Consider the following 25,062-nt stretch of genomic DNA (forward strand, 5'->3'; position numbering starts at 1 on the left):
CCAAGATTAATTGACTGATATACATGATGTTTTCGAGGCTCACCGTCAAAGGGGCGGCAAGTCACCTGCATCCCAGGCTGCAGTGATCACCTGCGCACGGGTCGCAAAACACCCGGCCTCGATGGCGGCACGAATGTCGGCCATCAGACTCTGATAATAGGCAAGATTGTTCCAGGTCAGCAGCATGCCGCCGAGCGCCTCGCCTGACTTGACCAGATGATGGAGATAGGCGCGCGAATAGTCGCGCGCAGCGGGGCAGTCGCTCTCTTCATCGAGCGGGCGGTGATCTTCGGCATGACGCGCATTGCGCAGATTGACCTTGCCGCGGCGTGTGTAGGCGAGACCATGGCGACCAGCGCGCGTCGGCATCACGCAATCGAACATGTCGATGCCCCGCGCCACCGATTTCAGCATGTCGTCGGGCGTGCCGACCCCCATCAGATAGCGCGGCTTGTCGTGCGGCAACACAGGACAGGTCACGTCCAGCATCTCCAGCATGACCTCCTGCGGCTCCCCGACGGCAAGGCCACCGACAGCGTAGCCCTTCAGGTCCATCGCCTTCAGCGCCTCCGCCGAGCGCTCGCGCAAGGCTGCGTTGTCACCACCCTGAACGATGCCGAACATGGCCTTGCCGCGCTGGTCGCCGAAAGCCACCTTGCAGCGCTCGGCCCAGCGCAGCGACAGTTCCATCGCGCGGGCCATGTCCTTTTCCGTGGTCGGCAACGCGACGCATTCGTCCAGCTGCATCTGGATGTCGGAATCAAGCAGACCCTGAATTTCAATCGAACGTTCCGGCGACATTTCGTATTTCGCGCCGTCGATATGCGAACGGAAGGTGACGCCCTGCTCATTTAGCTTGCGCAGTTTTGCCAGCGACATCACCTGAAAGCCGCCGGAATCAGTCAGGATCGGTCCCGACCAGCCGCCGAATTCGTGCAGGCCGCCCAGCCGCGCCACCCGCTCGGCGCCGGGGCGCAGCATCAGATGATACGTGTTGCCCAGAATGATGTCGGCACCGAGGTCGCGAACCTGGTCCATATACATCGCCTTGACCGTCCCACCGGTGCCGACTGGCATGAAGGCCGGCGTGCGAATGGTGCCGCGCGGCATCGAGATCTCGCCACGGCGCGCCTTGCCGTCCGTCGCCAGCAGCTTGAAGGTAAAGTTTTCGCTCAACTTTCATTCCTGAACAAAAGGCTGGAATCGCCATAGGAATAGAAGCGATAGTTGCTGTCTATCGCGTGCTTGTAGGCGGCGTGCATCGTCTCAAGGCCGCTGAATGCCGACACCAGCATGAACAGCGTGGAGCGCGGCAGATGAAAATTCGTCATCAGAATGTCAGCGGTGCGGAAACGGTGGCCAGGCGTGATGAAGATATCGGTCGAGCCGGACCAGGCACGGAATGTGCCGTCGTCGGCGACCGAACTCTCCATCAGGCGCAGAGACGTCGTACCGACCGAGATAATCCGACCGCCTCGCGCCTTGACGCCGTTGAGCGCGGCAGCGGTTTCCTCGCTGACATGGCCGATCTCGGCATGCATGCGATGGTCTGTTGTGTCATCGACCTTCATCGGCAGGAAAGTTCCCGCCCCGACATGAAGCGTCACGAAATGGCGTTCGACGCCTGCCGCGTCGAGCGCCGCCATCAGTTCCGGGGTAAAATGCAGCCCGGCGGTCGGCGCAGCAACTGCCCCTTCCTCCCGCGCAAAAATCGTCTGATAGTCGCTGCGGTCGCGCGCATCTTCGGCGCGCTTGCCGGCAATGTAGGGCGGCAGCGGAATCTTGCCGACTGCGTGGAGTGCCTCGTCAAGAACTGGTCCGGAAAGGTCGAAGGCCAGCGTCACTTCGCCCGCTTCGCCCTTTTCGGCAACGGTCGCGTCCAGTGTACCGAGAAAGCAGGAGTTGCCATCATGGCCGAACTGGATGCGGTCGCCCACTGCGAGGCGCTTTGCCGGGCGCATGAACGCCTTCCAACGGTCGGGCGCGGTGCGCATATGCAGTGTCGCGTCGACCTGCGCGACCGAACCCTCGCGGCGACGCAGACCGGTTAGCTGAGCTGGAATGACTTTGGTATCGTTAAAAACAAGCGCATCCCCCCGCCGCAGCAGCGACGGGAGGTCGAAGACAACCTTATCCTCGAATGACTGATCGGGCTTTACGACGAGCAGACGCGCAGCGTGCCGGGGCTCTGCCGGGCGTACTGCGATCCGCTCATCGGGGAGCTCAAAATCAAAGAGATCGACGCGCACGGTGCGCTCCGTCCGTGTCGCGTTTCAGGATCATACGTCAGCAGCAACACGCATGGTGACGATGGAATCGGGATCGCGCACCGGCTCGCCGCGCTTGATCTTGTCGACGTTTTCCATGCCTTCGATGACCTGACCCCAAACCGTGTATTGGCGGTTCAGGAACGCTGCGTCCTCGAAGCAGATGAAGAACTGCGAGTTGGCCGAGTTCGGGTTCTGCGCACGCGCCATCGAGCAGGTGCCGCGCGAATGGTTCATGTTCGAGAACTCAGCCTTCAGGTCAGGCTTGTCCGAACCACCCATGCCGGTGCCGGTCGGATCGCCCGTCTGCGCCATGAAGCCTTCGATGACGCGGTGAAACACGATGCCATCATAGAAGTTTGCACGCGCCAGTTCCTTGATACGGGCAACGTGGCCTGGGGCAAGGTCAGGGAACAGTTCGATGACCACCTTGCCCTTGGTGGTTTCCATGATGATCGTGTTTTCCGGGTCCTTGATCTCGGCCATGCGAGGTCCTTCCTAAGTAGTTGAATTATTTATCAGTTAGCATCCGCGGCAATGCGCGCGGAGATGATGCGATCCGGGTCGGTGACAGCGCCGCTCTGCGGCTGCCCCTTCTTGATGTTGTCAACCAGTTCCATCCCGCTCTCGACATTGCCGACAATGGTGTACTGGCCATCAAGGAACGCACCCGGTGCGAACATGATGAAAAACTGCGAATTGGCGGAGTTCGGATCCTGCGCCCGCGCCATGCCGACGGTGCCGCGCGCAAAGGTTTCCTTGGAGAACTCTGCCTCGATATTACCCAGCGACGAGCCACCGGTGCCGGCGCGCTGGCTGCTGTAACCATCGGTCATGTCGCCATATTGCACGTCGCCGGTCTGGGCCATGAAGCCCTCAATGACACGGTGGAACGCAACATTGTCATATTCGCCGCCACGGACGAGCGTCTTGATCTGCTCGACATGTTTTGGAGCAAGGTCAGGACGCAGGGCGATTGTCACATCGCCGTCCTTCAGCTTGAGGATCATGGTGTTTTCGGGTTCAGCTGCCACGGCTGCGCTGGCGGCCAAAAGCCCGACGGACAAAACCAGCGACGAGGCAATTTTCAGAAACTGCATGAAGAACTCCCGGTTCTCAATTCTTGAACTTCGACACCAACGCGTTCGCCACATTGGCTGGAACGAACGGGTGAATGTTGCCACCCATGGAAGCTATCTGGCGCACGAGTGTGGCAGTAATAGAACGTACAGCCGGGCTTGCCGGCAGAAAAACCGTATGAAGCTGCGGCGCCATAGTGCCGTTCATGCCGGCCATCTGCATTTCATAGTCAAGATCGGTGCCATCGCGCAGCCCGCGGATCAGCAGAGTCGCCTCATGCTCTCGGGCAACATCGACCAGCAAGCCTTTGAATGAAACGATCTTCAGCCGTTGCGCATCCGCGCCATAGGCTGCTTTCGCCCATTCGCTGATGAGCGCAACACGTTCTTCGAACGTGAAAAGCGGCTGCTTGGACGCCTGGATGCCGATACCTATGACCACCTGGTCTGCAAGCGCCAACGCACCCGCAAGCACGTCTGCGTGACCATTTGTCATCGGGTCAAAGGACCCTGCATAGAATGCGATGCGTTGCTTCATAGCGGGCTTCTAGCTGGCATGGAACTTAAACGCAATCAGATCAGCACATTGTACGGAGATGAACCTGTGATGAACGCCACCCTCAGCGCAGGTTCAACCGTTGCGACTAAAATCACAACGAATATGAAACGAAAGTCTGTTTCGTTCGTTGATAGAGGACGAAGGAGTGACGGGAATGATGATCTACCTGCTTGCTGCTACCATGACACTGGCGATGCTGATCGCCACTGCTTTCGGCCTTCACAACGAAGCGCAGAACGCCCGCCTGGAACGGCAGCGCCGGGATACCCAGCGCTACCGTATGGGCTGACCTAATCCTCCAGTGAGGCGGGCGGCGTTGTTCCCTGCACGTCGCCTGCCTCTTCTTCCTCATCGTTCTGTGGCTCGGAAATACGCTCCACGGAAACGACCTTTTCTCCCGCAGCCGTATTGAAGATTGTGACGCCCTTAGTGGCGCGGCTGGCAATGCGAATGCCAGACACCGGCACGCGGATCACCTGACCACCATCTGTAACCAGCATGATCTGATCGTCGTTCCCAATTGGGAAGCCGGCAACCAGCTGCCCGATCTCAGCAACCTTCGAGACGTCGGTGGCGCGGATACCCTTACCGCCACGTCCGGTCAGACGGAAGTCGTAGGACGACGAACGCTTGCCGTAGCCAAACTCGGTCAGCGTAAGAACGAACTCTTCACGAGCCTTCAGTTCCTCATACCGCTCTGTCGGCAGTGTCGTCTCTTCGCCGATATCCTCGTTGGTGAGCGCAACGTCTTCTTCCTCGCCGTCGCCTGCAATCAAGCGTCGCTCGCTTGTTGCCTGCTTGAGATAGGCAGCGCGCTCGGCTGGCGTTGCGTCGACATTGTGCAGGATCGCCATCGAGATGGCCCGCTCGGACTCGCTCAACGAGATACCCCGAACACCCAGCGAGTCACGCCCCTTGAAGACGCGAACGTCGGTCGTCGGGAAGCGAATGCACTGGCCAGAATCGGCAATCAGCAGAACGTCGTCGAACTCGGTACAGGTCTCGACTGCGAGGATGGCGTCACCCTCCTCATCGAACTTCATCGCAATCTTGCCATTGCGATTGACCTGCACGAAGTCGGACAACTTGTTGCGACGTACCGTGCCACGAGTCGTTGCGAACATGACGTCGAGTTCGCCCCAGCTGCCTTCATCCTCCGGCAGCGGAAGGATAGCCGTGATGCGGTCACCTTCTTCCAGCGACAGGATATTGCGCAGGAACTTGCCACGGGACTGCGGCGTGCCAATCGGCAGGCGCCACACCTTCTCCTTGTAGACGATGCCGCGCGAGGAGAAGAACAGGATCGGCGTATGCGTGTTGGCCACGAACAGACGCGTGACGAAATCCTCGTCCTTCGTCGACATGCCCGACCGGCCCTTGCCGCCACGTGCCTGCGCTCGGTAGATCGAGAGCGGCACCCGCTTGATGTAACCCTCATGCGTTACGGTGACGACCATATCCTCGCGCTGGATGAGGTCTTCGTCATCCATCTCAGCGCCGCCATCGGTCAGCTCCGTGCGACGTGGCGTTCCGAACTCGTCACGTACAGCGGCCAACTCGTCCTTGACGATCTGCTGGATCCGAGCGCGCGAAGAGAGGATGTCGAGATAGTCTGTGATCTCGGCACCGATGGTGTTGAGTTCATCGGCAATCTCGTCGCGACCAAGCGCAGTCAAACGCTGCAGGCGCAGTTCGAGGATCGCGCGGGCCTGCTCCTCGGAGAGGTTGTAGGTGCCGTCGTCGTTGATCCGGTGACGCGGATCGTCAATGAGCAAAATCAGCGACTCGACGTCAGCGGCAGGCCAACGACGCTCCATCAATTGCTCGCGCGCGGTCTGAGGATCAGGCGCATGACGGATAAGCTTGATAACCTCGTCGATATTGGCAACTGCGATCGCCAGTCCCACCAGGACGTGGGCGCGGTCGCGCACCTTGCGAAGCAGATACTTGGTACGACGACTGATGACCTCCTCGCGGAAAGCCACGAACGCGCGCAGCATGTCGAGCAGCGCCATCGTCTCGGGCTTGCCGCCATTCAGCGCAACCACGTTCGCGCCGAACGACGTCTGGAGCGGCGTATAGCGATAGAGCTGGTTGAGGATCACATCCGCATTGGCGTCGCGCTTGAGCTCGACGACCACACGGTAACCCTGACGGTCACTTTCATCGCGGATGTCAGAGATGCCCTCGATGCGCTTGTCGCGCACCAGTTCGGCCATCTTCTCGATCATCGTCGCCTTGTTCACCTGATAGGGAACTTCGGTGATGATGATCGCTTCGCGATCGTTGCGGATCTCTTCGACATGCACGCGGCCGCGCATGATGATCGAGCCGCGCCCGGTCGAATAGGCATTGTAGATGCCCGAACGGCCCAGAACGATACCGCCGGTCGGGAAGTCCGGACCGGGAATGATCTCCATGATCTGCGGCAGCTCGATCGCGGGATTGTCGATCAGAGCGATACAGGCGTTGACCACTTCGGACAGGTTGTGCGGCGGGATGTTGGTGGCCATGCCAACCGCGATACCGCCCGCACCATTGACCAGCAGATTCGGAAACCGAGCCGGCAGAACCTTGGGCTCACTGCCAGAAGAGTCGTAGGTCTCCTGGAAGTCGACAGTGTCCTTGTCGATATCTTCAAGAAGCTCATGGGCAACCTTGGTCAGGCGCGCTTCAGTGTAGCGCATCGCCGCTGGCGGATCACCATCGATCGAACCGAAGTTACCCTGCCCGTCGATCAGCTGCACGCGCAAGGACCAATCCTGCGCCATGCGGACCAACGCGTCGTAAATCGAGGCATCGCCGTGCGGGTGGTATTTACCCATCACGTCTGCGACGGGGCGCGCCGACTTCACATATTTGCGGTTCCAGTGGTAGCCGCTCTCGTGGGAGGCATAGAGGATGCGCCGGTGGACCGGCTTGAGGCCGTCACGAACATCCGGGAGCGCACGACTCACGATCACGCTCATGGCGTAGTCGAGATAGGAGCGCTGCATCTCCTCAATGATTGAGATCGGCTCGATGCCCTCGGGAAGACCCTGGGGGCCGCTCGGCGTTGTCTGGTCAGTCAATTGAGATCACGATCATACTTTAGAATCACTGTTCCCTTATATAGGAACAGAGCCCGCATTTCCAAATTTGGCGGGACGATTTCCAAAGCCAATTTTCTTTGATAGTTCAAATGTTTAAATCACGCGATGCTTGGCGAGGCGTCGTGACGCAACCGCTTGATCAGTGCAATCGCCATTTCAGTCGACAATTCGCCGAATCGCCGACCTTGCGCGTATCTATGAGTTGCTTGAGAACGCGATCTGGAAAACAATCGCCGGCGCCTGCTACGCGGGAGCAGAGCTGCCAGGGAGGGGTGCAGTGCCTAGCTTCGATCTTATCTTCAACGCATTCGTGACGATTTTGGTCACCATCGACCCACCCGGTCTTGCGCCGCTGTTTCTGGCGCTGACTGGCGGCATGAACCGCTCCGAACGCATGCAGGTGGCGATACGCGCATCGGTCATCGCGTTGATCGTTCTAGCGGTATTTGCAGTTGCAGGTAATGCGATTCTTCAGATGTTTGGGATCACGCTGCCCGCATTTCGCGTCGCGGGCGGTCTGCTGCTGTTCTACATCGCCTTCGAGATGATTTTCGAGCGCCGCCAGGAGCGCAAGGAAAAGAGCGCAGACAAGGCAATCACCCGTGACCATATCCGCAACATTGCAGCCTTCCCCCTCGCAATCCCGTTGATGGCCGGCCCAGGCGCGATCTCTGCCACAGTCCTGCTTTCCGGCTCATTCCAGACAGCAGTGGGCCATCTCCTGCTGGTGGGAATCATTGCCGCCTGTATTGCAATCAACTGGATCATGTTTGCTGCGGCGGAGCGTGTTGATCACTTCCTCGGCGAAACCGGTCGGTCGATCCTGACACGCCTTCTCGGCGTGATCCTGGCAGCGCTGGCAGTCCAGTTTGTAGCTGACGGCATCAGGGCCTTGATACTGGCGTAAAACTCGCTCGGCGCCGTCATCAGCGCCGAGCCTTCCCACCACCGGCTGCGTGAGCTTATTCCTGTGCGGGGGCAGGCTGCTGCCCTGCCGCCTCTGTAATATGCGTATTGATCTTCTGCGCCAGATCTGGGTCAGTCTGGGCCGCTTCGATGATCTGGTTGTATTCTTCGATGTTGATGCCGCCGGCTCCATTGACGGCTTCCACCATCTCCTGCCCTGCCTCTTTTTGCAGCGTCTGGCGATCCGAATCCGACTTGGCCGCTTCGATTTTTGGCTTGTAGGTCTGCGAAACCTTTGTGACGCCTAGAAACGCGACTGCGAAGGACTTCAGCTTTCCATCATCGACGGCAGCCGCCGGCGCGGCGCTCTCTGCCTGAGGCACCGGGGACGCGGCTTCCTGAGCGGCGGAGATGCTCGCCATTGTACCAAGACCGAGCGTTGCGGTAGCCAGGCCGGCGATGAGTTTGTTTCTGAATTTCATGGTCTTTCCTCTTTTTGTCCTTGGATGGACGGAAAGACTGTCGTCAGCCACGCCGCGTCAGACATAGTTCCCTGCGGGGTCGAGTTGTCCATCGCCGGCGTCGCCAGACAGCCAGGCACCAGACAAACGGCGCAACCGGCCCTGAGTGTGTCCCGATCAAGGGGAAAACGTGGCGCATTCTCACTTTGGCGCTGCGGACGAGACAAAACTTGAAGAGAGGCTGGCGATCCTCGACGCAGCTCGCGCTCAGTCGAACTGGCGATAAACCGGGATCATCAAGCGAAAGCTGCTCTGGCTGCTGCCATCTGTGTCATGGGGATATTCTTCGCGGCGCTCACAGATCGCGGAACTTGCGGTGTAGCCATGCGCGCGCAGCCAATCGGCCATTGCCAAATAGCGGTCTTCGACCAAGCCATCCGTCGGCCCATGCCACACCGAAACCAGATCCATCTCAGGAGCGTCGAAAAAGACGAAATCCGAAGGGATCTCTGGAGCCTCTCCGAGGTCGACGCCAATGAAATAAGAACAGCTGCCTGGCGCTTGACGCAAAATACCAACAAGTGGACTTTTCCAGATGCTGGTGCGCGTCGCCGAGAAGGCGGCGACACGCGCGATTGTTGGCTCAAGATCAAGCCTGTCGGGCAGATGACCCACGCCGCGCCACCACAAGCCGGCAAGCCTGTGCGCGGGGCGACTGGTGACCGAAAATTCAGCCGCCTGGCCAGCCGCCTCGCACAGAACACACATCAGAACGGGATTTCGTCGTCCAGATCGCGACCGTAGCCGCCACCACCGCCACCGCCACCGCGTCCGCCACGGTCATCGGACGGAGAGGACTGGCCGAAGTCCGAACCACCGCGTCCGCCACCATAGGAACTGCCGCCGCGATCCGAAATCTGACCGCCACCGCCCTCGCCCCGCGAGTCCAGCATCTGCAGTTCGCCACGGAACTTCTGCAGCACGATCTCAGTCGTGTAACGATCCTGACCGTTCTGATCCTGCCATTTGCGGGTCTGAAGCGCGCCTTCAAGGTACACCTTCATACCCTTCTTCAGGTACTGCTCGGCAACCTTGGCCAGATTGTCGTTAAAGATGACGACGCTGTGCCATTCTGTCTTCTCGCGACGCTCGCCACTTCCCTTGTCGCGCCAGGACTCGGACGTCGCAATCCGCAGATTGACGACCGGATCTCCTGAATTCAGGCGCCTGATTTCCGGATCGGCACCAAGATTGCCGACCAGAATGACCTTGTTGACGCTACCAGCCATTACACACTCCTGCGCTTGTCCGAAATTCTATCCGGCGACTACACGACTGAATGGCCGCCAGCCAGCTTTTGAATCGTCTTTATGAGCGCGCCCACAAGCTATTCAGTTCGTTCTTATTATGTTCTCGCCGAACGCACTGTCAAGAATGGTAATTTGGCGCGTTATTTCGTCAGAATATCTTCCTCGACACCCTTCAGCATTCGCATTCAGATATCCGCACTATCTTCCAGCGTTCGCTCAGCAATACCGTGCGACATGTTCACGGCATATTCCAGCACAAGATCATCTTCGTCATCAAGATATGTGCGACCGAAACGGGTCTGCCGGTTCCATGCATTGATAGCGTCGAGCTGAGCAGGCTCGTCCCAATAGGCCCAGAACTGGATATTGCGGCACTTTTTACCGTTGTTGCAGTCGAAGAAGAACACTTCGTACGTCTTGCCGTTCATGCGGCCACTGATCGCGGGATCGCCGTCGGAATGAGTGCCCAGCCGCGCAATCCCGAAGCCTTTGAGGAGTTCCGCGATGCGCTCCGGCTCAGTGGCGTAGATCATCTCCTGAGCTTGCACCGCCGACGAAGCAAGCACAGAAGCTGCTAGAAAGCCGCCGACAAACGTCCCGATCGCTGCGCGCATGTGCGATCCCCTTCACCAAAACTATTCCGGAAACGCCTTATTAGGCCTTCCCGGCTGATGCCTCAATGCGCATCACTGCGGATCCGACGTTATCCCCTTCGGCCCTTTGCAAGCGTGGCATTCTTGCCATAACGGTGTCAGGATCGCGTTCGCTCTCTGTTCTTTTCAGTTGCCCTTGGCGTGAGAATGCGTGAAAAGCCAAGAGTTTGCCACCGGTGTCTCGACGGGCACCTTTTCAAGCACCATATGGGCGAATGCTGGTAACAGCTTTCCACGAATTGCAAGCAGGGCAGCGGCGAGCCATGGCGGATCACAAATACATTTCCATTCGCGGTGCACGCGAGCACAACCTGAAGAACATCGACATCGACCTGCCTCGCGACAAGCTGATTGTCATGACGGGCGTTTCCGGGTCGGGAAAGTCGTCGCTCGCGTTCGACACGATCTATGCGGAAGGCCAGCGCCGCTATGTCGAAAGCCTGTCGGCCTACGCCCGCCAGTTCCTCGAGATGATGCAGAAACCGGACGTCGACCAGATCGACGGCCTTTCGCCCGCTATCGCCATTGAACAGAAAACCACCTCGAAGAACCCGCGCTCCACTGTCGGCACGGTCACCGAGATTTATGACTATATGCGCCTGCTGTTTGCGCGGGCCGGTATCCCCTACTCACCGGCGACCGGGTTGCCGATCGAGAGCCAGACGGTCAGCCAGATGGTGGATCGTGTACTCGAGCTTGAGGAGGGCACACGGCTTTACATCACCGCGCCGATCGTGCGTGGGCGCAAGGGTGAGTACAAGAAGGAACTGGCCGAACTTCAGAAAAAGGGGTTCCAGCGCGTCAAGGTAGACGGCGTCTTCTACGAAATCGCCGATGTCCCTGCGCTCGACAAGAAGTACAAGCACGACATCGATGTCGTGGTGGACCGTGTCGTGGTTCGGCCTGATCTGGCGTCGCGGCTTTCGGATTCGATTGAGACGGCCCTGAAACTTGCTGAAGGACTGGCAATCGCGGAATTTGCCGAAAAGCCCCTGCCCGCGGATCAGACTGGCGCCAGCGCGATCAACAAGTCGAAGAACGACACCCATGAGCGGATCCTGTTCTCCGAAAAATTTGCCTGTCCGGTCTCCGGCTTCACCATTCCTGAGATCGAGCCGCGCCTTTTCTCGTTCAACAATCCGTTCGGCGCCTGCCCGACCTGCGACGGGCTTGGCACGCAGCGCGCGATCGATCCGACGCTCGTGGTGCCTGAAGCCCATGTATCTCTGCGTGAAGGCGCGGTTGCACCATGGGCAAAATCAACGTCGCCCTATTACCGCCAGACCCTCGAAGGTCTCGGTGCGGTCTACGGATTCAGCATCGGCGATCGGTGGCGCGACCTTTCGGACGAAGCCCAGAATGCGATCCTGCATGGCACAGGCGATCGCAAGATCGAGTTCAACTATGACGACGGCTTGCGCTCCTACAAGACCACCAAGACGTTCGAAGGCGTAGTGACCAATCTGGCGCGGCGCTGGAAGGAGACCGAATCTGCATGGATGCGCGAGGAGATCGAGCGGTTCATGTCGTCGACTCCCTGCCCGGCCTGCGCCGGCTACCGCCTGAAGCCGGAAGCGCTCGCCGTGAAGGTGGGCGGTCTGCATATCGGTGAAGTAACGGATATGTCGATCCGCAAGGCCTCGGCCTGGTTCTCAACCATTCAAGATATGCTGAGTGAAAAGCAGAACGAAATCGCCGCGCGAATCCTCAAGGAAATCCGCGAGCGGCTGCGTTTTCTCAACGATGTCGGGCTGGATTATCTGACGCTTGCGCGCAATTCCGGCACCCTTTCGGGTGGTGAGAGCCAGCGTATCCGGCTTGCTTCGCAAATCGGCTCCGGCCTCACGGGCGTGCTTTATGTGCTTGATGAGCCCTCCATCGGCTTGCATCAGCGCGACAACGAGCGCTTGCTGGAGACGCTGAAGCATCTGCGTGATCTCGGCAACACGGTGGTCGTGGTCGAACACGATGAAGAAGCGGTGCTCACCGCCGATTATGTTGTCGATATCGGTCCCGCTGCCGGCGTCCATGGCGGCGAAGTGATCGCACAGGGCACCCCGGCCGAAGTGATGGCCAACCCAAAATCCCTGACGGGCCAATATCTTTCCGGCGAGATGGGCATTGCGGTGCCTGCGGAGCGCCGTCCAGGTACCAAGGGCAAGAAAATCAAGGTTGTCGGCGCACGCGGCAACAATCTGAAAAATGTGACGGCTGGCTTTCCGCTGGGCACTTTCACGTGCGTCACCGGCGTATCCGGCGGCGGCAAGTCCACGTTCCTGATTGAAACGCTGTTCAAGGCCGCATCGCGCCGGATCATGGGGTCACGCGAGCACCCTGCCGATCATGACCGGATTGAAGGGCTCGAATTCCTCGACAAGGTCATCGACATCGACCAGAGCCCCATCGGGCGCACGCCGCGCTCCAATCCTGCCACCTATACCGGCGCTTTCACGCCGATCCGCGACTGGTTCGCGGGGCTGCCCGAGGCGAAGGCACGCGGCTACCAGCCGGGCCGTTTCTCGTTTAACATCAAGGGTGGGCGCTGCGAGGCATGTCAGGGCGACGGCGTCATCAAGATCGAGATGCACTTCCTGCCCGACGTCTACGTCACTTGCGATGTCTGTCACGGCAAGCGCTACAACCGCGAAACGCTCGAGGTTTTGTTCAAGGGACGCTCCATCGCCGATGTTCTCGACATGACCGTGGAAGAGGGCGTCGAGTTCTTTGCCGCTGTTCCGGTCGTCCGGGACAAGCTTGAGACACTGAAAAAGGTGGGGCTTGGCTACATCAAACTCGGCCAGCAGGCCACGACCCTCTCTGGCGGTGAGGCGCAGCGCGTCAAGCTGGCCAAGGAACTGTCGCGCAAGGCGACGGGTAAGACACTTTACATCCTTGATGAGCCGACCACCGGCCTGCATTTCCACGACGTCGCCAAGCTACTCGAACTGCTTCAGGAACTGGTCGACCAAGGCAACACAGTTGTCGTGATCGAGCACAACCTTGAGGTCATCAAGACCGCCGACTGGCTGATCGACATCGGTCCCAATGGCGGTGACGGCGGTGGCGAACTGGTCGCTGCGGGAACGCCGGAAGCGATTGCGGCCGAGCCGCGCAGTCACACCGGCAAGTTCCTGAAGGATTTGCTGGAGAAAAGACCCGGCCAGCGCCGCGTCGCAGCTGAATAGAGGTTAGCCATGAGCAAGTCGGGGACCATCAGGGCGGGAATGGGCGGCTGGACCTTCGAACCGTGGGAGGGAACCTTCTACCCCGACAAGCTGGCCAAGACGAAACAGCTTCGACACGCCGCAAGTCAGGTCAAAACGATCGAGGTCAACGGCACCTATTATTCGACATTCAAGCCTGAAACCTTCGCCAAATGGGCGGCGGATGCTCCAGAAGATTTCGTTTTTTCACTGAAGGCAACGCGATATTCGACCAACCGCAAGGTGCTCGCCGAAGCCGGGGAGTCGGTCCAGCGTTTCCTCGGATCGGGAATTTCAGAGTTGGGCGACAAGCTCGGTCCCATCGTCTGGCAATTCGCGCACACCAAGAAGTTCGAGCCGGACGATTTTGAAGGGTTCGTCCAACTGCTCCCCTCGCATCAGGACGGCGTAGAGCTTCGTCATGCGCTTGAGGTGAGACATGGCAGTTTCGCCTGTCCCGAATTCGTCGCCATGGCCAAGAAATATGGCGCTGCCATCGTCTATGCGCATCACGAAAAGTATCCGGAAATTGCCGATCTGACAGGTGATTTCGTATACGCACGCCTCCAGCGCGGCAGCGATGACAACCCGGACTGCTACACTGATACAGAACTGGACGGCTGGGCGAAACGGGCGGACATCTGGGCTAAGGGAGGTCAACCTGATGATCTGCCTTATGCAAATCCTGCATCCAAGGCAGCCTTGAATCCGCGGGATGTGTTTGTCTATTTCATCTCCGAAGGAAAGAGCCGCGCCCCATTCGGCGCTATGGCTCTGCAACAGCGCGTGGACGCGACCTAAACCCATTGTTTTCAAGCAATTCCGAACGCAAAACCGCTTCGCACTTTTCCTGAAATTGCTCTAGGCGAACAACTCACAGAGCAATGGCGGAAGAAGTCCCGGCAGATCCTCGGCTATGAGGCCCGGACCGAAACGGCTCGCGGCCTCGGCGTGCAGCCACACTCCTGCGCAGGCGGCGTCGAATTGCTCCATTCCCTGCGCGGCGAGCCCGGCGATCAAGCCCGCCAGCACGTCGCCTGACCCTGCGGTCGCCAGATATGGGGTGCCGTTGCTGTTTCTCACCACGCGCCCATCTGGTGCCGCGATGATCGTATCCGGCCCCTTGTCAACAATCACACTCTCACTGAGCCGGGCTGCAGCCACAGCTTTCTGCGCCTTGGAGAGCACCTCATCGGCAGCCAAATCGGGAAACAGCCGCGCAAACTCGCCTTCGTGCGGCGTCAGCACAACGTGCGCTCTTGTCCTTGCCACCGCGTCAAAGAGTTCTGACGGATCGTCGCGGAATGCCGACAAAGCATCGGCATCCAACACCAGCGTCACGCTCGGCAGCGTCTCGAGCAAGCCGACCACCATCTGGCTAAGTGACCGATCCAATCCATAGCCGGGCCCGATGACGACCGCGTTTGGCTGACGATGACGAAACAGGGCCCGCATTTCCGCTACCGTGTCGACGCAGGCCAGCATGATCGAGGTAAGATGCGAAGCGTTCGCGATCAAAGCCTCCGCTGGAGACAGAACCGTGACTGCCCCTGCCCCAACCCGAGCAGCCGCCATCGCCGATAGCCGTCCCGCCCCTGACGACGTGAGACCTCCAGAGAAGACAGCCACCGCGCCACGGGAGTATTTGTGCTGATCACCCTTTGGCGCAGGCAACTGCCATCGATCTGGTCCGTTGACCACCACATGCTGTGTCGCCCGCATCGGGTGTTTGCCCATCATCTGTGCGCGTTGCATAATTTTTCACCACGTATCACAGTGCAGCATAGGAAGTTCTGCGGCAAGGCAGGCAGACGACAGCTGTTTTCATCGAGAAACGACCGCCTTTGACCCGTTCGCGCATGAAATCAAAAAATTTTTGCATGAAATTCAAACTGGCACACTTCATGCTTTCTATTTGTCGAAGCGGAACAGTTCTATCCGTCTTTATCTTACTGGAGGCCATCACCGCATGAAAAAGATCGAGGCGATCATCAAGCCTTTCAAGCTGGACGAAGTGAAGGAAGCCCTTCAGGAAGTCGGGTTGCAGGGTATCACCGTCACCGAAGCAAAGGGTTTCGGCCGACAGAAGGGCCACACCGAGCTCTACCGGGGCGCTGAGTACGTCGTCGACTTTCTTCCGAAGGTGAAGATCGAGGTTGTCATCGCTGATGAAAGCGTCGAGGCCGCAATCGAGGCGATCCGCAAGGCGGCACAAACCGGGCGCATCGGCGACGGCAAGATCTTCGTTTCCAACATCGAGGAAGTGGTGCGTATTCGTACCGGTGAGACGGGCATCGACGCTATCTGACCGGGAACGACAGTTCCCTCCCCAAATTTTGCAATGTCATCACAGGAAAACAATCAATGACGACCGCAAGCGATATCATGAAGCAGATTTCGGATAACGACGTTAAGTTCGTCGACCTGCGCTTCACTGATCCCAAGGGCAAGTGGCAGCATGTGACGATGGATGTCGTTGCGGTTGACGAAGACATGTTTGCAGACGGCGTGATGTTCGATGGTTCGTCGATTGGCGGCTGGAAGGCCATCAATGAGTCCGACATGGTTCTGATGCCAGACCCAGAGACCGCGCATATGGACCCGTTCTTCGCGCAGTCGACCATGGTCATTGTCTGCGACATCCTCGACCCGGTGTCGGGCGAAGCCTACAACCGCGACCCGCGTGGCATCGCCAAGAAGGCTGAGGCCTATCTGCGCGCGGAAGGCATCGGCGACACCGTATTCGTCGGCCCGGAAGCCGAGTTCTTCGTGTTCGACGACGTCAAGTACAAGGCCGACCCCTATAACACTGGCTTCAAGGTCGATTCATCCGAGCTGCCTTCGAACGACGACACCGACTACGAGACCGGTAACCTCGGCCACCGTCCACGCGTCAAGGGCGGTTACTTCCCCGTCCCGCCGATCGACAGCCTCCAGGACATGCGCTCCGAGATGCTGACGGTCCTGTCCGAGATGGGCGTCGTGGTCGAAAAGCACCATCATGAGGTGGCAGCAGCACAGCACGAACTGGGCACCAAGTTCGACACCCTTCTGCGCAACGCCGACAAGATGCAGATCTACAAGTACGCCGTGCATCAGGTCGCCAATGCCTATGGCAAGACTGCGACCTTCATGCCGAAGCCGATCTTCGGTGACAACGGTTCCGGTATGCACGTCCACCTGTCGATCTGGAAAGACGGCAAGCCGACATTCGCTGGAAACGAATATGCTGGGCTGTCGGAGTCCTGCCTGTTCTTCATCGGCGGCATCATCAAACACGCCAAGGCGCTGAACGCCTTCACCAACCCGTCGACCAACTCCTACAAGCGTCTGGTCCCGGGCTATGAGGCTCCGGTGCTGCTAGCCTACTCGGCGCGCAACCGTTCGGCGTCCTGCCGTATCCCGTTCGGCTCCAACCCGAAGGCAAAGCGCGTTGAAGTGCGCTTCCCCGATCCAACGGCAAACCCGTACTTTGCCTTTGCCGCGCTGCTGATGGCCGGCCTCGACGGCATCAAGAACAAGATCCATCCCGGCCAGGCGATGGACAAGGATCTTTACGACCTGCCATCGAAGGAGCTGAAGAAGATCCCGACTGTCTGCGCCTCGCTGCGTGAAGCACTGCAGTCGCTCGACAAGGATCGCGGCTTCCTGAAGGCTGGCGGCGTATTCGATGACGACCAGATCGACTCGTATATCGAGCTCAAGATGGCCGAGGTGATGCGCTATGAAATGACGCCTCACCCAGTCGAGTACGACATGTACTATTCGGTCTGACCTTAGCGTCAGACAACAAAAAAGGGCCGGAGCATTGTTGCTCCGGCCCTTTCCGATTTCAGCGTCAGGCCTTTATGGCGTCCGCCAATGCGACGGCCGCGTCGAAGTCCTTGCGTCGCGCAATGCGGCGAGCCGTCGCCTCTGCATCTTCGCCCCAGTGTTCGTTGGTCCAGTCCTCATCGACATGGGCAATCTTCCAACCCTCATCGGGGGTGATCGCACCGGCTTCGACTGCCAGCGCTATCAGCGCTGAACCAGTCAGCGAAGTCATGAGGTGTATTGATGACAGACGAAACGCGTCCTCGCGCTGCTTCAGCCATATGCCGACTGCAGTGACGGCTTCGCGGGGCTGTGCCACATGCATGATGCCCTCACCCAAGATGAACCGTGCGCCCAGAGTGGTCTGCGCCCAGTCCAGGATCGGATCCCACGCATCGGCCTGCCGCTGAACCAACTCTTGAGGCGCGTCGGCGCGATAGCAAACGAGATCGGAACCTGAAAAACGCATCACATCTTCCAGGACAGCCTGAAGGTCCGTCGCGACACCATCAATCGCGGTATTGACCAGGCGAACCACCGGCATGCTCACCGGATTGATCGTTTCTTGCTGGGCGTCGAACTCAGCTGCGAGCAATTCGGCAGCGGGCTGGGTCGGCACGGCGAGCAGCGCCTTGCCGGGTGTGCGAACCGGCTTCCCATCCAGCTGCACCGAAAATCCGTCGTCGACCTGCGTGACCGTCACGTCCTTGTAGAAGCGCTTCGGCAGTGGCTGGCGCATCTGAATCTGGGCCCGTTTCACCGGGTCAGGATCGGAAAGATAGCGCCCCGCCTCAATGTCTTCGAGCTGATCTCGCATCACACACCTTCAATCACAAGAAACCAGCGCCGCGCCCTAGCGTCGAACCGGACGGTTCACGACCAGAATGCCGGCGGCTATCAGCAACAACGCAGCCCAGATACGAACGGACAGCGGTTCGTTCAACAGCAGCCAGCCAGAAAGAACACCGAATGCGGGCGTCAGAAAGGCGAAGCTGGAAAGGCCGGATGCGGGATAAACGCGCATCAGCCAGAACCAAAGAACATAGGTGAACGCGACGACGAAAACTGCCTGATAGAGAAACGCAGCTGTTGCAAGTGTGCTGACGTCGCGCAAAAGCGGCCCTGCAAGCGGCACGAACGGCACCAGAATGACCGCGGACACCAGCAACTGATAAAGCAGCGTCTTCTCTGCGCTCGCGCTGGTCAACTTCGATCGCTTGATGACAAGGATCGTTGCGGCCCAGAACATACCCGCTACCAGGCACATCAGATCGCCGATCAGGCCGTCCGGACCGGGCGCACTCAGCTTGTCGGAAAACACGAGGCAAACACCAGCAAAAGCCAGTGCAACCCCGACGGTCTTCTGAACTGTCAAACGTTCGCCGAGCAGGAAGTGTGCACCAACCAGCACCCAGAACGGCATGGTGTTGACCATCAGCGTTCCGCGCGCGGCGGTGGTGTAATCAAGACCCGCGAAGATCAGTGCAAATTCAAAACCGAACAGCGCACCGACGATGATACCCGAGACCAGCGTCCCGTCACGCTCGAACAGCGGAATACGTCGCCACAGGCACCACAAGAATACGAGCGCCCCGCCGACCAGCGAGCGGGCGACGGTCAGCAGGATCGGATTGTACCCCGAGTTGGCGACCTTGATCGCCACCTGGTTCAGGCCCCAGCTCAGGGTGATGAAGACCATCATCCCGACCGCCAGTGAATCGATTGCCGCCCTGGGCTGCGCTCCTCGCTGGACCCGCGTCAATTATCTTCACCTGCGCTGGCTTCTTCGAAACCCAGCAGGTTCCAGCTTTGACGCATATGCGGAGGCATTGGTGCGGTCACATCAATCACCCCGTGTTTCGGATGCGGAATCACAATTCGACGCGCCAGAAGGTGCAGTCGGTTCTGCATTCCACCCGGAAAATCCCAGTTGGTGTCGGCTTCAAAATATTTCGGATCACCGATGATCGGGCACCCCAGATGCGCAGCATGAACACGCAGCTGGTGCGTACGGCCGGTGTGAGGCTCCATCTCAAGCCAGGACAGGTTCTGGCCAGCCTGCTCGACGACGCGATAGTAGGAGACCGCGTGATCGGCCCCCTTCTCGCCATGCGCAGCCACGCGCATGCGATCGCCATCCGGCGTCTGTTCCTTGACCAGCCATGTCGAAATCTTGTCTTCCCGCTTGCGCGGAACGCCCTTGACCAACGCCCAATAGTATTTCCTGGCGTCACGGCCACGAAACGCTTCGGCGAGTTTCATGGCAGCAAGGCGGCTGCGCGCAACAACGAGGACGCCTGCTGTATCGCGGTCCAGTCGATGCACGAGCCTTGGCTTCTCGCCCTTCTTGTTGCGAAACGCTTCCAGCATATCGTCGATATGGCGCACAACGCCGGAACCGCCCTGCACCGCCAGACCGGCTGGCTTGTTGAAGACGTAGACCGACTCATCTTCGTAGAGCAGCATCTTCTTGAGAACTTCGCCGTCGTCCTGTCCGCGCATCGTGCGCGCAGTGACGGGAGCATCTCCCTTCCGATCGACTTCCAGCGGCGGCACGCGGATGATCTGTCCGGCTTCCAGGCGCGTATCTGCCTTGGCCCGGCTGCCGCTCACGCGCACCTGCCCCGACCGAAGCAATTTCTGGAGATGGCCAAAGCCAAGTCCCGGATAGTGAACCTTGAACCAACGATCGAGCCGCATGCTCGCTTCGTCAGCTTCAACAGTGATTTGTTCTACGCCTGCCATGTCTCGCCAATCTCTATCTCGCGCGTGCGAGATAGCATCACGCAAGCGTTCTTGCGAGCCACATTCCCAAGAACAGGGCCGCAATCGACATTATCACGCTCCCGGCAACGTAAACTAACGCCAGAATGAAGTCTCCCCGCTGGTACAGCTCGGCTGCATCCAGAGAAAACGCGGAGAACGTTGTGAAGCCACCGAGAATACCGGTCGCGATGAACAATCGCAATTCGGGCGATCCACCCCATCGCCGCGCCAGAATCTCGACAAACAACCCCATGAGAAGTGCGCCGAGAACGTTTACCCCCAGCGTCGCCCATGGAAAGCCAGGTCCGAAAAGTCGCAAGCTGCCGACATTTGCAAGATGTCTCAACGACGCACCAACCGCACCCCCAAGCGCGACGAGGAGCAACTGTCCGATCACGACTGACGCTCTCGCCGCAGCCGCGACCAATAATCAAGCCGCTTTCGGATTTCGCGCTCGAAACCGCGATCTGGCGGATCGTAGAAGTTTTGCCGCCCTATTGCCTCCGGGAAATAGTCCTGTCCCGAAAACGCATCCGGCATGTCGTGGTCATACTGATAGGTCGCGCCGTAGCCCTCAGACTTCATCAACTTGGTCGGCGCGTTGAGAATGTGCTTGGGCGGCATCAGTGAGCCGTTTTCCTTGGCCACACGCATCGCTGCCTTGTAGGCGGTGTAGACGGCGTTGGATTTGGGCGCGGTCGCCAGATAGACGCAAGCTTGGGCCAGTGCCAATTCACCTTCCGGCGAACCTAGATAGTCGTAAGCGTCCTTCGCTGCATTCGCGATGCCAAGCGCCTGCGGGTCGGCAAGGCCGATATCTTCAACCGCCATCCGGACCAGCCTGCGGCCGATATAAAGCGGATCCTCGCCTGCATCGAACATCCGGCAAAGATAATAGAGGGCGGCATCCGGGTCGGAGCCACGAACCGCTTTGTGCAGCGCAGAGATCAGATTGTAGTGGCCATCCTGGCTCTTGTCGTAAATGGGCGCGCGGCGCTGCACGACGTTCTGCAGCGTCTCGGCGTTGAACACCTCGCCCTCGCCCGCCGCACGCCACGCTTCCTCGGCAAGCGTCAGGGCCGCACGGCCGTCACCATCCGCCATCCGCAGAAGTACCGCCCTGGCCTCGTCATCAATCGGTAGCGGACGTCCCTCGGCTTCTTCGGCACGTTGCAGCAACGCCGCGATACTTTCAGGCGAATGGGCGTGAAAGGTGAGAACGCGTGCACGCGACAGAAGCGCCGCGTTTAGTTCAAACGAAGGATTCTCCGTGGTTGCTCCGACCAGAACCACAGTGCCGTCTTCCATGACCGGAAGGAATGAATCCTGCTGGGCACGGTTGAACCGGTGGATCTCATCGACAAACAACAGCGTCTGACGTCCGCTCGCACGGCGCATGCGCGCCGTTTCAAATACCTTCTTGAGATCCGCGACGCCGGAAAAAATCGCGGAGATCTGCTCGAATGCGAGATCCGTCTCGCCAGCAAGAAGTCGTGCCACGGTTGTCTTGCCAGTTCCGGGTGGCCCCCAGAAAATCATCGACCCAAGCGACCCCGAGCGGATCATGCGCGTCAGGACGCCATCTTCCCCCGTCAGATGATCCTGGCCGACAACCATTCCGAGCGCCTGCGGCCTTAGCCGGTCCGCAAGCGGACGGCCTGTCTGCAGAGATTTCGCGTCGGAGGAAAACAGATCGCCCATGGTCAATCAGTAACGCAACACTTGGTTCATCACCTGGCCGCCACGGTCGATGGTAAATCTCCACCAACGGGAGTCGCTACCGGCAACTTCACGCAGTTTTTCTGCGGTGTCGATTTCTACACCATTCACTTCCATCACGATATCGCGTGGTCGCAAGCCAAACCGCGCTGCAGGCGAAGACCGGTCGACATCAATAACGGCAACACCACGCGCGTCGCCGCGCAGATTCAGCCGCTGTGCCAGTCGAGGAGACATCGCTGCGACCTTGGCGCCGGCAAACGGGCTTCGACCGTCGATGATGATCTCGACATTCGATGCGCCTTCAGGCGCTCGCGCCAACTCGATTTCCAGCTGCCGTTCTCTGCCTTGGCTTAAAACCGTGAGCGTCGCCGCGCTGCCAATAGGCTGCGTTGCAAGACGATACCCAAGTGCATCCGGATGTTCGATCGGTGCGCCATTCATGGCCAGCACAACATCTCCCGGTCGCAACCCCGCCTTTGCGGAAGGGCCATCGCTCATGACCGACTTGACCAAGGCACCCGTTGGCCGCGTCATCCCCAACGCCTCCGCGATCTGCGGGCTGACGTTTTCGAACGTCGCGCCAACAAACGGTCGTTCAAAATAGTCGCGCCCATCTCGCGCAGCCTGAACAACGGCCTGCACCATATTTGAAGGAATCGCAAAACCGATGCCGATCGATCCGCCGGACTGGCTATAGATCGCCGTGTTGATGCCGATCACCTGCCCCGCCATGTTGATGAGGCCACCGCCAGAATTGCCAGGGTTGATCGCCGCGTCGGTCTGGATGAAGAAGCCGAAATCGTTCACACCGATGTGGGTGCGGGCCAGCGCGGAGATAATACCACTGGTCGTCGTCTGACCGACGCCAAACGGATTACCGATGGCCAGGACAAGGTCGCCAACCTCGAGCGCATCGGAATCGCCAAGAGGGGCACTGGGAAAGGGTTCGGCGCCGTCGATCTTGAGAATCGCGAGATCAAGAGATTCGTCCTTAAGCAGGATCTTGCTGGTGAACTCCCGCCCGTCAGACGTCGCAACACGCACTTCCGTCGCGCCGCGGATCACGTGATAGTTGGTCACCACATAGCCCTGCGGATCAACGATCACGCCCGAGCCAAGCGACGACTGGACACGCGGCGGCATCGTCTGGCGGCCAAAAAATCGCTCGAAGAATGGATCGTCTGCGAAGGGAGAGCGCACCGCCATTGTCTGCGAGGCATAGACGTTTACAACCGCCGGCCCGACGGCCTTCACCAGCGGGGCATAAGACAGCTGCACCTCTTGCTGGCCAAAAGGCACCCGGCGGTCGCCTTGCGACTGCTGTTGCGTCGCACCCAGCCACTCACTCAGCGCGTCGCCGAGCCCGCGCGCACTGTCTTGCGCGACTGCGGGAGCAACTGCACCCCAAGCTATCGCAAGGCTGCAAATACCAGAGACAAACAGCGACCGAATCGATGATGGCATGGCGTTTCCTTCCTTTGCAGACCGGATGCCATTTTCACCGCGATTGTGCAAAATAAATGTCCCTTATCGTCCGTGCCGCACTTTCCGCACGACAACAAAAAAGGGGCCACAAAGGCCCCTTCTTTCAATCCAAGGCTAAAAGCCTGAATTATGCTGCTTCAGCTTCGTTGCCTTCAGCCTCGACGCGTGCGCGATCGACGGCGCCCTTGGCAGCGGTGTCGCGCTCGACGAACTCGATCACAGCCATAGCTGCGTTGTCGCCGTGGCGGAAGCCAGCCTTCATGATACGCAGGTAGCCGCCGTTACGGGTGGCGTAGCGTGGAGCGATGATGTCGAACAGACGCTTTGCAGCAGCTTCCGAACCGATGGCGGAAGCAGCCTGACGGCGTGCGTGCAGGTCGCCGCGCTTGCCGAGCGTAACCAGCTTTTCGACGATCGGGCGAAGTTCCTTCGCCTTTGGCAGGGTCGTGGTGATCTGCTCGTGCTCAATCAGCGAAGCTGCCATGTTCGAAAACAGCGCCTTACGGTGGCTGGCAGTGCGGTTGAGACGGCGACCGGATTTTCCGTGGCGCATTGGCCTTCTCCATTTCTAGTAGAGGCGCTAAGCCTCTTGTTCCTTCAGCGGCAAGATCTGGTCCGAAAAGCTTCGCGGCTTTTCGGGATCAAGCTCAGTACTGGTCTTCATAGCGTTTTGCGAGATCTTCGATGTTCTCTGGTGGCCAGTCCTGTACCTCCATGCCGAGGTGCAGGCCCATAGCGGCCAGAACTTCCTTGATCTCGTTGAGCGACTTGCGGCCGAAGTTCGGCGTGCGCAGCATCTCGGCTTCCGTCTTCTGGATCAGATCGCCGATGTAGACGATGTTGTCGTTCTTCAGGCAGTTTGCCGAACGGACCGACAGTTCAAGCTCGTCTACCTTCTTGAGCAACGCCGGGTTGAACGCGAGCTCTGTCACCTGTTCCGAAGCGACTTCCTTCTGCGGCTCGTCGAAGTTGACGAACAGCCCAAGCTGGTCCTGGAGGATGCGCGCAGCAAACGCCACTGCATCTTCGCCACTTACGGCACCATTGGTCTCAATGGTCATGGTTAGCTTGTCATAGTCGAGAACCTGGCCCTCACGGGTGTTTTCGACCTTGTAGGAAACCTTCTTCACCGGCGAGTAAAGGCTGTCGACCGGGATAAGCCCAATCGGAGCATCTTCAGCGCGGTTGCGGTCAGCAGGGACGTAGCCCTTGCCTGTGTCGACCGTGAACTCCATGCGGATCTCGGCACCATCGTCGAGGGTGCAAAGAACGTGGTCCGGGTTCAGGATCTCGACATCGCCAACAGTCTGGATGTCGCCAGCCGTAACGACTGCCGGGCCCTGCTTGCGCACAACCATGCGCTTCGGACCTTCGCCTTCCATGCGGATAGCGATTTCCTTGATGTTGAGCACGATGTCGGTGACGTCTTCACGAACACCAGCGATCGAGGAGAACTCATGGAGCACGCCATCGATCTGCACTGCGGTCACAGCTGCACCGCGCAGCGAGGACAGCAGAACGCGACGCAGCGCATTACCGAGAGTGAGGCCATAGCCACGCTCGAGCGGTTCGGCGACCAGCGTGGTCAGCGTCTTGCTCTTCGACGTGAACTCGATCTTGTTCGGCTTGATCAGCTCTTGCCAATTTTTCTGAATCATTCAGGTCTTCCCTTCCGTTTCCCGCCACCATCCAATCGTGGCAAGCAAATCTGGAAACCGGAGAGGAGCGCCTTGGCGCTCATCCGGT

At 59.1% G+C, this 25,062-nt stretch carries 25 protein-coding genes; 6 read left to right on the forward strand and 19 right to left on the reverse strand.

All coding sequences use genetic code 11. From position 1 onward, the window contains the following. Positions 1-45: 45 nt before the first annotated feature. The 5 genes from tgt to coaD are packed head-to-tail and all read right to left on the reverse strand — an operon-like array spanning position 46 to position 3,884. Positions 46-1,176 (reverse strand): tRNA guanosine(34) transglycosylase Tgt, encoded by a 1,131-nt coding sequence (gene tgt / locus BMZ42_RS11490; protein WP_091522416.1) that lies wholly within the window; start codon positions 1,174-1,176, stop codon positions 46-48. Then, a complete protein-coding gene (gene queA, locus BMZ42_RS11495) occupies positions 1,173-2,249 on the reverse strand; it encodes a tRNA preQ1(34) S-adenosylmethionine ribosyltransferase-isomerase QueA (RefSeq protein ID WP_091522419.1) in 1,077 nt (358 codons plus the stop codon). Before queA ends, tgt begins: the two co-directional genes overlap by 4 nt. 30 nt (positions 2,250-2,279) lie before the next feature. Beyond that, the gene (locus BMZ42_RS11500) at positions 2,280-2,753 is read right to left on the reverse strand and encodes a peptidylprolyl isomerase (protein ID WP_091522421.1); all 474 of its coding nucleotides are present in this window, start codon (positions 2,751-2,753) and stop codon (positions 2,280-2,282) included. 32 nt (positions 2,754-2,785) lie between these two features. Further along, on the reverse strand, positions 2,786-3,367 hold the full coding sequence (locus BMZ42_RS11505) for a peptidylprolyl isomerase (RefSeq protein ID WP_091522423.1): 582 nt from the start codon (positions 3,365-3,367) through the stop codon (positions 2,786-2,788). Positions 3,368-3,383: 16 nt separating this feature from the next. After that, positions 3,384-3,884, reverse strand: coding sequence for a pantetheine-phosphate adenylyltransferase (gene coaD, locus BMZ42_RS11510; protein WP_091522425.1), 501 nt, complete (start codon positions 3,882-3,884; stop codon positions 3,384-3,386). Between the two features lie 175 nt (positions 3,885-4,059). Between coaD and BMZ42_RS18395 the strand changes: the two genes are divergently transcribed. Continuing rightward, positions 4,060-4,194, forward strand: a complete 135-nt coding sequence (locus BMZ42_RS18395) for a hypothetical protein (protein ID WP_091522427.1) — start codon at positions 4,060-4,062, stop codon at positions 4,192-4,194. Position 4,195: 1 nt separating this feature from the next. Here BMZ42_RS18395 and gyrA read toward each other — a convergent pair whose 3' ends face one another. Further along, positions 4,196-6,976: a DNA gyrase subunit A gene (gene gyrA, locus BMZ42_RS11520; RefSeq protein ID WP_091522429.1), complete on the reverse strand. Its 2,781-nt coding sequence runs from the start codon at positions 6,974-6,976 to the stop codon at positions 4,196-4,198. A gap of 298 nt (positions 6,977-7,274) precedes the next feature. Here gyrA and BMZ42_RS11525 point away from each other — a divergent pair, with 298 nt between their 5' ends. Continuing rightward, positions 7,275-7,904, forward strand: a complete 630-nt coding sequence (locus tag BMZ42_RS11525) for a MarC family protein (RefSeq protein ID WP_091522534.1) — start codon at positions 7,275-7,277, stop codon at positions 7,902-7,904. 55 nt (positions 7,905-7,959) lie between these two features. Here the strand turns inward: BMZ42_RS11525 and BMZ42_RS11530 are convergent, their stop codons facing one another. The 4 genes from BMZ42_RS11530 to BMZ42_RS11545 all read right to left on the reverse strand — a co-directional run bounded on the left by BMZ42_RS11530 (position 7,960) and on the right by BMZ42_RS11545 (position 10,288). Further along, complete coding sequence (locus BMZ42_RS11530; RefSeq protein WP_091522432.1) at positions 7,960-8,385, reverse strand: DUF4168 domain-containing protein; 426 nt, start codon at positions 8,383-8,385, stop codon at positions 7,960-7,962. 246 nt (positions 8,386-8,631) lie between these two features. Continuing rightward, a complete protein-coding gene (locus BMZ42_RS11535) occupies positions 8,632-9,132 on the reverse strand; it encodes a hypothetical protein (protein ID WP_091522434.1) in 501 nt (166 codons plus the stop codon). After that, on the reverse strand, positions 9,132-9,653 hold the full coding sequence (locus BMZ42_RS11540; RefSeq protein WP_091522436.1) for a single-stranded DNA-binding protein: 522 nt from the start codon (positions 9,651-9,653) through the stop codon (positions 9,132-9,134). The genes BMZ42_RS11535 and BMZ42_RS11540 overlap by 1 nt, the downstream gene beginning before the upstream one ends. A gap of 206 nt (positions 9,654-9,859) precedes the next feature. Continuing rightward, complete coding sequence (locus BMZ42_RS11545) at positions 9,860-10,288, reverse strand: YbjN domain-containing protein (protein ID WP_091522439.1); 429 nt, start codon at positions 10,286-10,288, stop codon at positions 9,860-9,862. A 302-nt stretch (positions 10,289-10,590) separates the two neighbouring features. Here BMZ42_RS11545 and uvrA point away from each other — a divergent pair, with 302 nt between their 5' ends. Both uvrA and BMZ42_RS11555 read left to right on the forward strand, forming a co-directional pair. Next, on the forward strand, positions 10,591-13,512 hold the full coding sequence (uvrA, locus tag BMZ42_RS11550) for an excinuclease ABC subunit UvrA (protein ID WP_091522440.1): 2,922 nt from the start codon (positions 10,591-10,593) through the stop codon (positions 13,510-13,512). Positions 13,513-13,521: 9 nt separating this feature from the next. After that, positions 13,522-14,331: a DUF72 domain-containing protein gene (locus BMZ42_RS11555; RefSeq protein ID WP_091522443.1), complete on the forward strand. Its 810-nt coding sequence runs from the start codon at positions 13,522-13,524 to the stop codon at positions 14,329-14,331. Positions 14,332-14,391: 60 nt separating this feature from the next. Here BMZ42_RS11555 and BMZ42_RS11560 read toward each other — a convergent pair whose 3' ends face one another. Continuing rightward, positions 14,392-15,285 (reverse strand): NAD(P)H-hydrate dehydratase, encoded by an 894-nt coding sequence (locus tag BMZ42_RS11560; protein ID WP_091522444.1) that lies wholly within the window; start codon positions 15,283-15,285, stop codon positions 14,392-14,394. 214 nt (positions 15,286-15,499) lie between these two features. Between BMZ42_RS11560 and BMZ42_RS11565 the strand changes: the two genes are divergently transcribed. Further along, positions 15,500-15,838: a P-II family nitrogen regulator gene (locus BMZ42_RS11565; RefSeq protein WP_091522447.1), complete on the forward strand. Its 339-nt coding sequence runs from the start codon at positions 15,500-15,502 to the stop codon at positions 15,836-15,838. Positions 15,839-15,894: 56 nt separating this feature from the next. After that, a complete protein-coding gene (gene glnA / locus BMZ42_RS11570) occupies positions 15,895-17,304 on the forward strand; it encodes a type I glutamate--ammonia ligase (protein ID WP_091522448.1) in 1,410 nt (469 codons plus the stop codon). A gap of 64 nt (positions 17,305-17,368) precedes the next feature. Here glnA and BMZ42_RS11575 read toward each other — a convergent pair whose 3' ends face one another. From BMZ42_RS11575 to BMZ42_RS11610, 8 genes are all read right to left on the reverse strand, one after another. After that, positions 17,369-18,160 (reverse strand): ATP12 family chaperone protein, encoded by a 792-nt coding sequence (locus tag BMZ42_RS11575; RefSeq protein ID WP_091522451.1) that lies wholly within the window; start codon positions 18,158-18,160, stop codon positions 17,369-17,371. 36 nt (positions 18,161-18,196) lie between these two features. Continuing rightward, the gene (locus tag BMZ42_RS11580) at positions 18,197-19,045 is read right to left on the reverse strand and encodes a DMT family transporter (RefSeq protein WP_091522536.1); all 849 of its coding nucleotides are present in this window, start codon (positions 19,043-19,045) and stop codon (positions 18,197-18,199) included. A gap of 56 nt (positions 19,046-19,101) precedes the next feature. Further along, positions 19,102-20,088, reverse strand: a complete 987-nt coding sequence (locus BMZ42_RS11585; RefSeq protein ID WP_091522452.1) for an RluA family pseudouridine synthase — start codon at positions 20,086-20,088, stop codon at positions 19,102-19,104. Between the two features lie 37 nt (positions 20,089-20,125). Then, positions 20,126-20,503 (reverse strand): fluoride efflux transporter CrcB, encoded by a 378-nt coding sequence (crcB, locus tag BMZ42_RS11590; RefSeq protein WP_091522538.1) that lies wholly within the window; start codon positions 20,501-20,503, stop codon positions 20,126-20,128. Continuing rightward, a complete protein-coding gene (locus BMZ42_RS11595) occupies positions 20,503-21,810 on the reverse strand; it encodes a replication-associated recombination protein A (protein ID WP_091522455.1) in 1,308 nt (435 codons plus the stop codon). Before BMZ42_RS11595 ends, crcB begins: the two co-directional genes overlap by 1 nt. A 6-nt stretch (positions 21,811-21,816) precedes the next feature. Continuing rightward, positions 21,817-23,295 (reverse strand): DegQ family serine endoprotease, encoded by a 1,479-nt coding sequence (locus tag BMZ42_RS11600; protein WP_091522540.1) that lies wholly within the window; start codon positions 23,293-23,295, stop codon positions 21,817-21,819. A 148-nt stretch (positions 23,296-23,443) separates the two neighbouring features. Continuing rightward, the gene (gene rplQ, locus BMZ42_RS11605; RefSeq protein ID WP_091522456.1) at positions 23,444-23,869 is read right to left on the reverse strand and encodes a 50S ribosomal protein L17; all 426 of its coding nucleotides are present in this window, start codon (positions 23,867-23,869) and stop codon (positions 23,444-23,446) included. Positions 23,870-23,963: 94 nt separating this feature from the next. Further along, positions 23,964-24,974 (reverse strand): DNA-directed RNA polymerase subunit alpha, encoded by a 1,011-nt coding sequence (locus BMZ42_RS11610; RefSeq protein WP_091522459.1) that lies wholly within the window; start codon positions 24,972-24,974, stop codon positions 23,964-23,966. Positions 24,975-25,062: the final 88 nt, after the last annotated feature.

The sequence above is a fragment of the Aquamicrobium aerolatum DSM 21857 genome (assembly GCF_900113935.1).
GTDB lineage: Bacteria > Pseudomonadota > Alphaproteobacteria > Rhizobiales > Rhizobiaceae > Aerobium > Aerobium aerolatum.

Excerpts from the sequence above, each read along its gene's own strand:
- BMZ42_RS11500 (WP_091522421.1), bottom strand. The coding sequence starts at position 2,753 with ATGGCCGAGATCAAGGACCCGGAAAACACGATCATCATGGAAACCACC.
- BMZ42_RS11505 (WP_091522423.1), bottom strand. The coding sequence starts at position 3,367 with ATGCAGTTTCTGAAAATTGCCTCGTCGCTGGTTTTGTCCGTCGGGCTT.
- coaD (WP_091522425.1), bottom strand. The coding sequence starts at position 3,884 with ATGAAGCAACGCATCGCATTCTATGCAGGGTCCTTTGACCCGATGACA.
- BMZ42_RS18395 (WP_091522427.1), top strand. The coding sequence starts at position 4,060 with ATGATGATCTACCTGCTTGCTGCTACCATGACACTGGCGATGCTGATC.
- BMZ42_RS11530 (WP_091522432.1), bottom strand. The coding sequence starts at position 8,385 with ATGAAATTCAGAAACAAACTCATCGCCGGCCTGGCTACCGCAACGCTC.
- BMZ42_RS11535 (WP_091522434.1), bottom strand. The coding sequence starts at position 9,132 with ATGTGTGTTCTGTGCGAGGCGGCTGGCCAGGCGGCTGAATTTTCGGTC.
- BMZ42_RS11540 (WP_091522436.1), bottom strand. The coding sequence starts at position 9,653 with ATGGCTGGTAGCGTCAACAAGGTCATTCTGGTCGGCAATCTTGGTGCC.
- BMZ42_RS11545 (WP_091522439.1), bottom strand. The coding sequence starts at position 10,288 with ATGCGCGCAGCGATCGGGACGTTTGTCGGCGGCTTTCTAGCAGCTTCT.
- uvrA (WP_091522440.1), top strand. The coding sequence starts at position 10,591 with ATGGCGGATCACAAATACATTTCCATTCGCGGTGCACGCGAGCACAAC.
- BMZ42_RS11555 (WP_091522443.1), top strand. The coding sequence starts at position 13,522 with ATGAGCAAGTCGGGGACCATCAGGGCGGGAATGGGCGGCTGGACCTTC.
- BMZ42_RS11560 (WP_091522444.1), bottom strand. The coding sequence starts at position 15,285 with ATGCAACGCGCACAGATGATGGGCAAACACCCGATGCGGGCGACACAG.
- BMZ42_RS11565 (WP_091522447.1), top strand. The coding sequence starts at position 15,500 with ATGAAAAAGATCGAGGCGATCATCAAGCCTTTCAAGCTGGACGAAGTG.
- glnA (WP_091522448.1), top strand. The coding sequence starts at position 15,895 with ATGACGACCGCAAGCGATATCATGAAGCAGATTTCGGATAACGACGTT.
- BMZ42_RS11575 (WP_091522451.1), bottom strand. The coding sequence starts at position 18,160 with ATGCGAGATCAGCTCGAAGACATTGAGGCGGGGCGCTATCTTTCCGAT.
- BMZ42_RS11580 (WP_091522536.1), bottom strand. The coding sequence starts at position 19,045 with ATGATGGTCTTCATCACCCTGAGCTGGGGCCTGAACCAGGTGGCGATC.
- BMZ42_RS11585 (WP_091522452.1), bottom strand. The coding sequence starts at position 20,088 with ATGGCAGGCGTAGAACAAATCACTGTTGAAGCTGACGAAGCGAGCATG.
- BMZ42_RS11595 (WP_091522455.1), bottom strand. The coding sequence starts at position 21,810 with ATGGGCGATCTGTTTTCCTCCGACGCGAAATCTCTGCAGACAGGCCGT.
- BMZ42_RS11600 (WP_091522540.1), bottom strand. The coding sequence starts at position 23,295 with ATGCCATCATCGATTCGGTCGCTGTTTGTCTCTGGTATTTGCAGCCTT.
- rplQ (WP_091522456.1), bottom strand. The coding sequence starts at position 23,869 with ATGCGCCACGGAAAATCCGGTCGCCGTCTCAACCGCACTGCCAGCCAC.
- BMZ42_RS11610 (WP_091522459.1), bottom strand. The coding sequence starts at position 24,974 with ATGATTCAGAAAAATTGGCAAGAGCTGATCAAGCCGAACAAGATCGAG.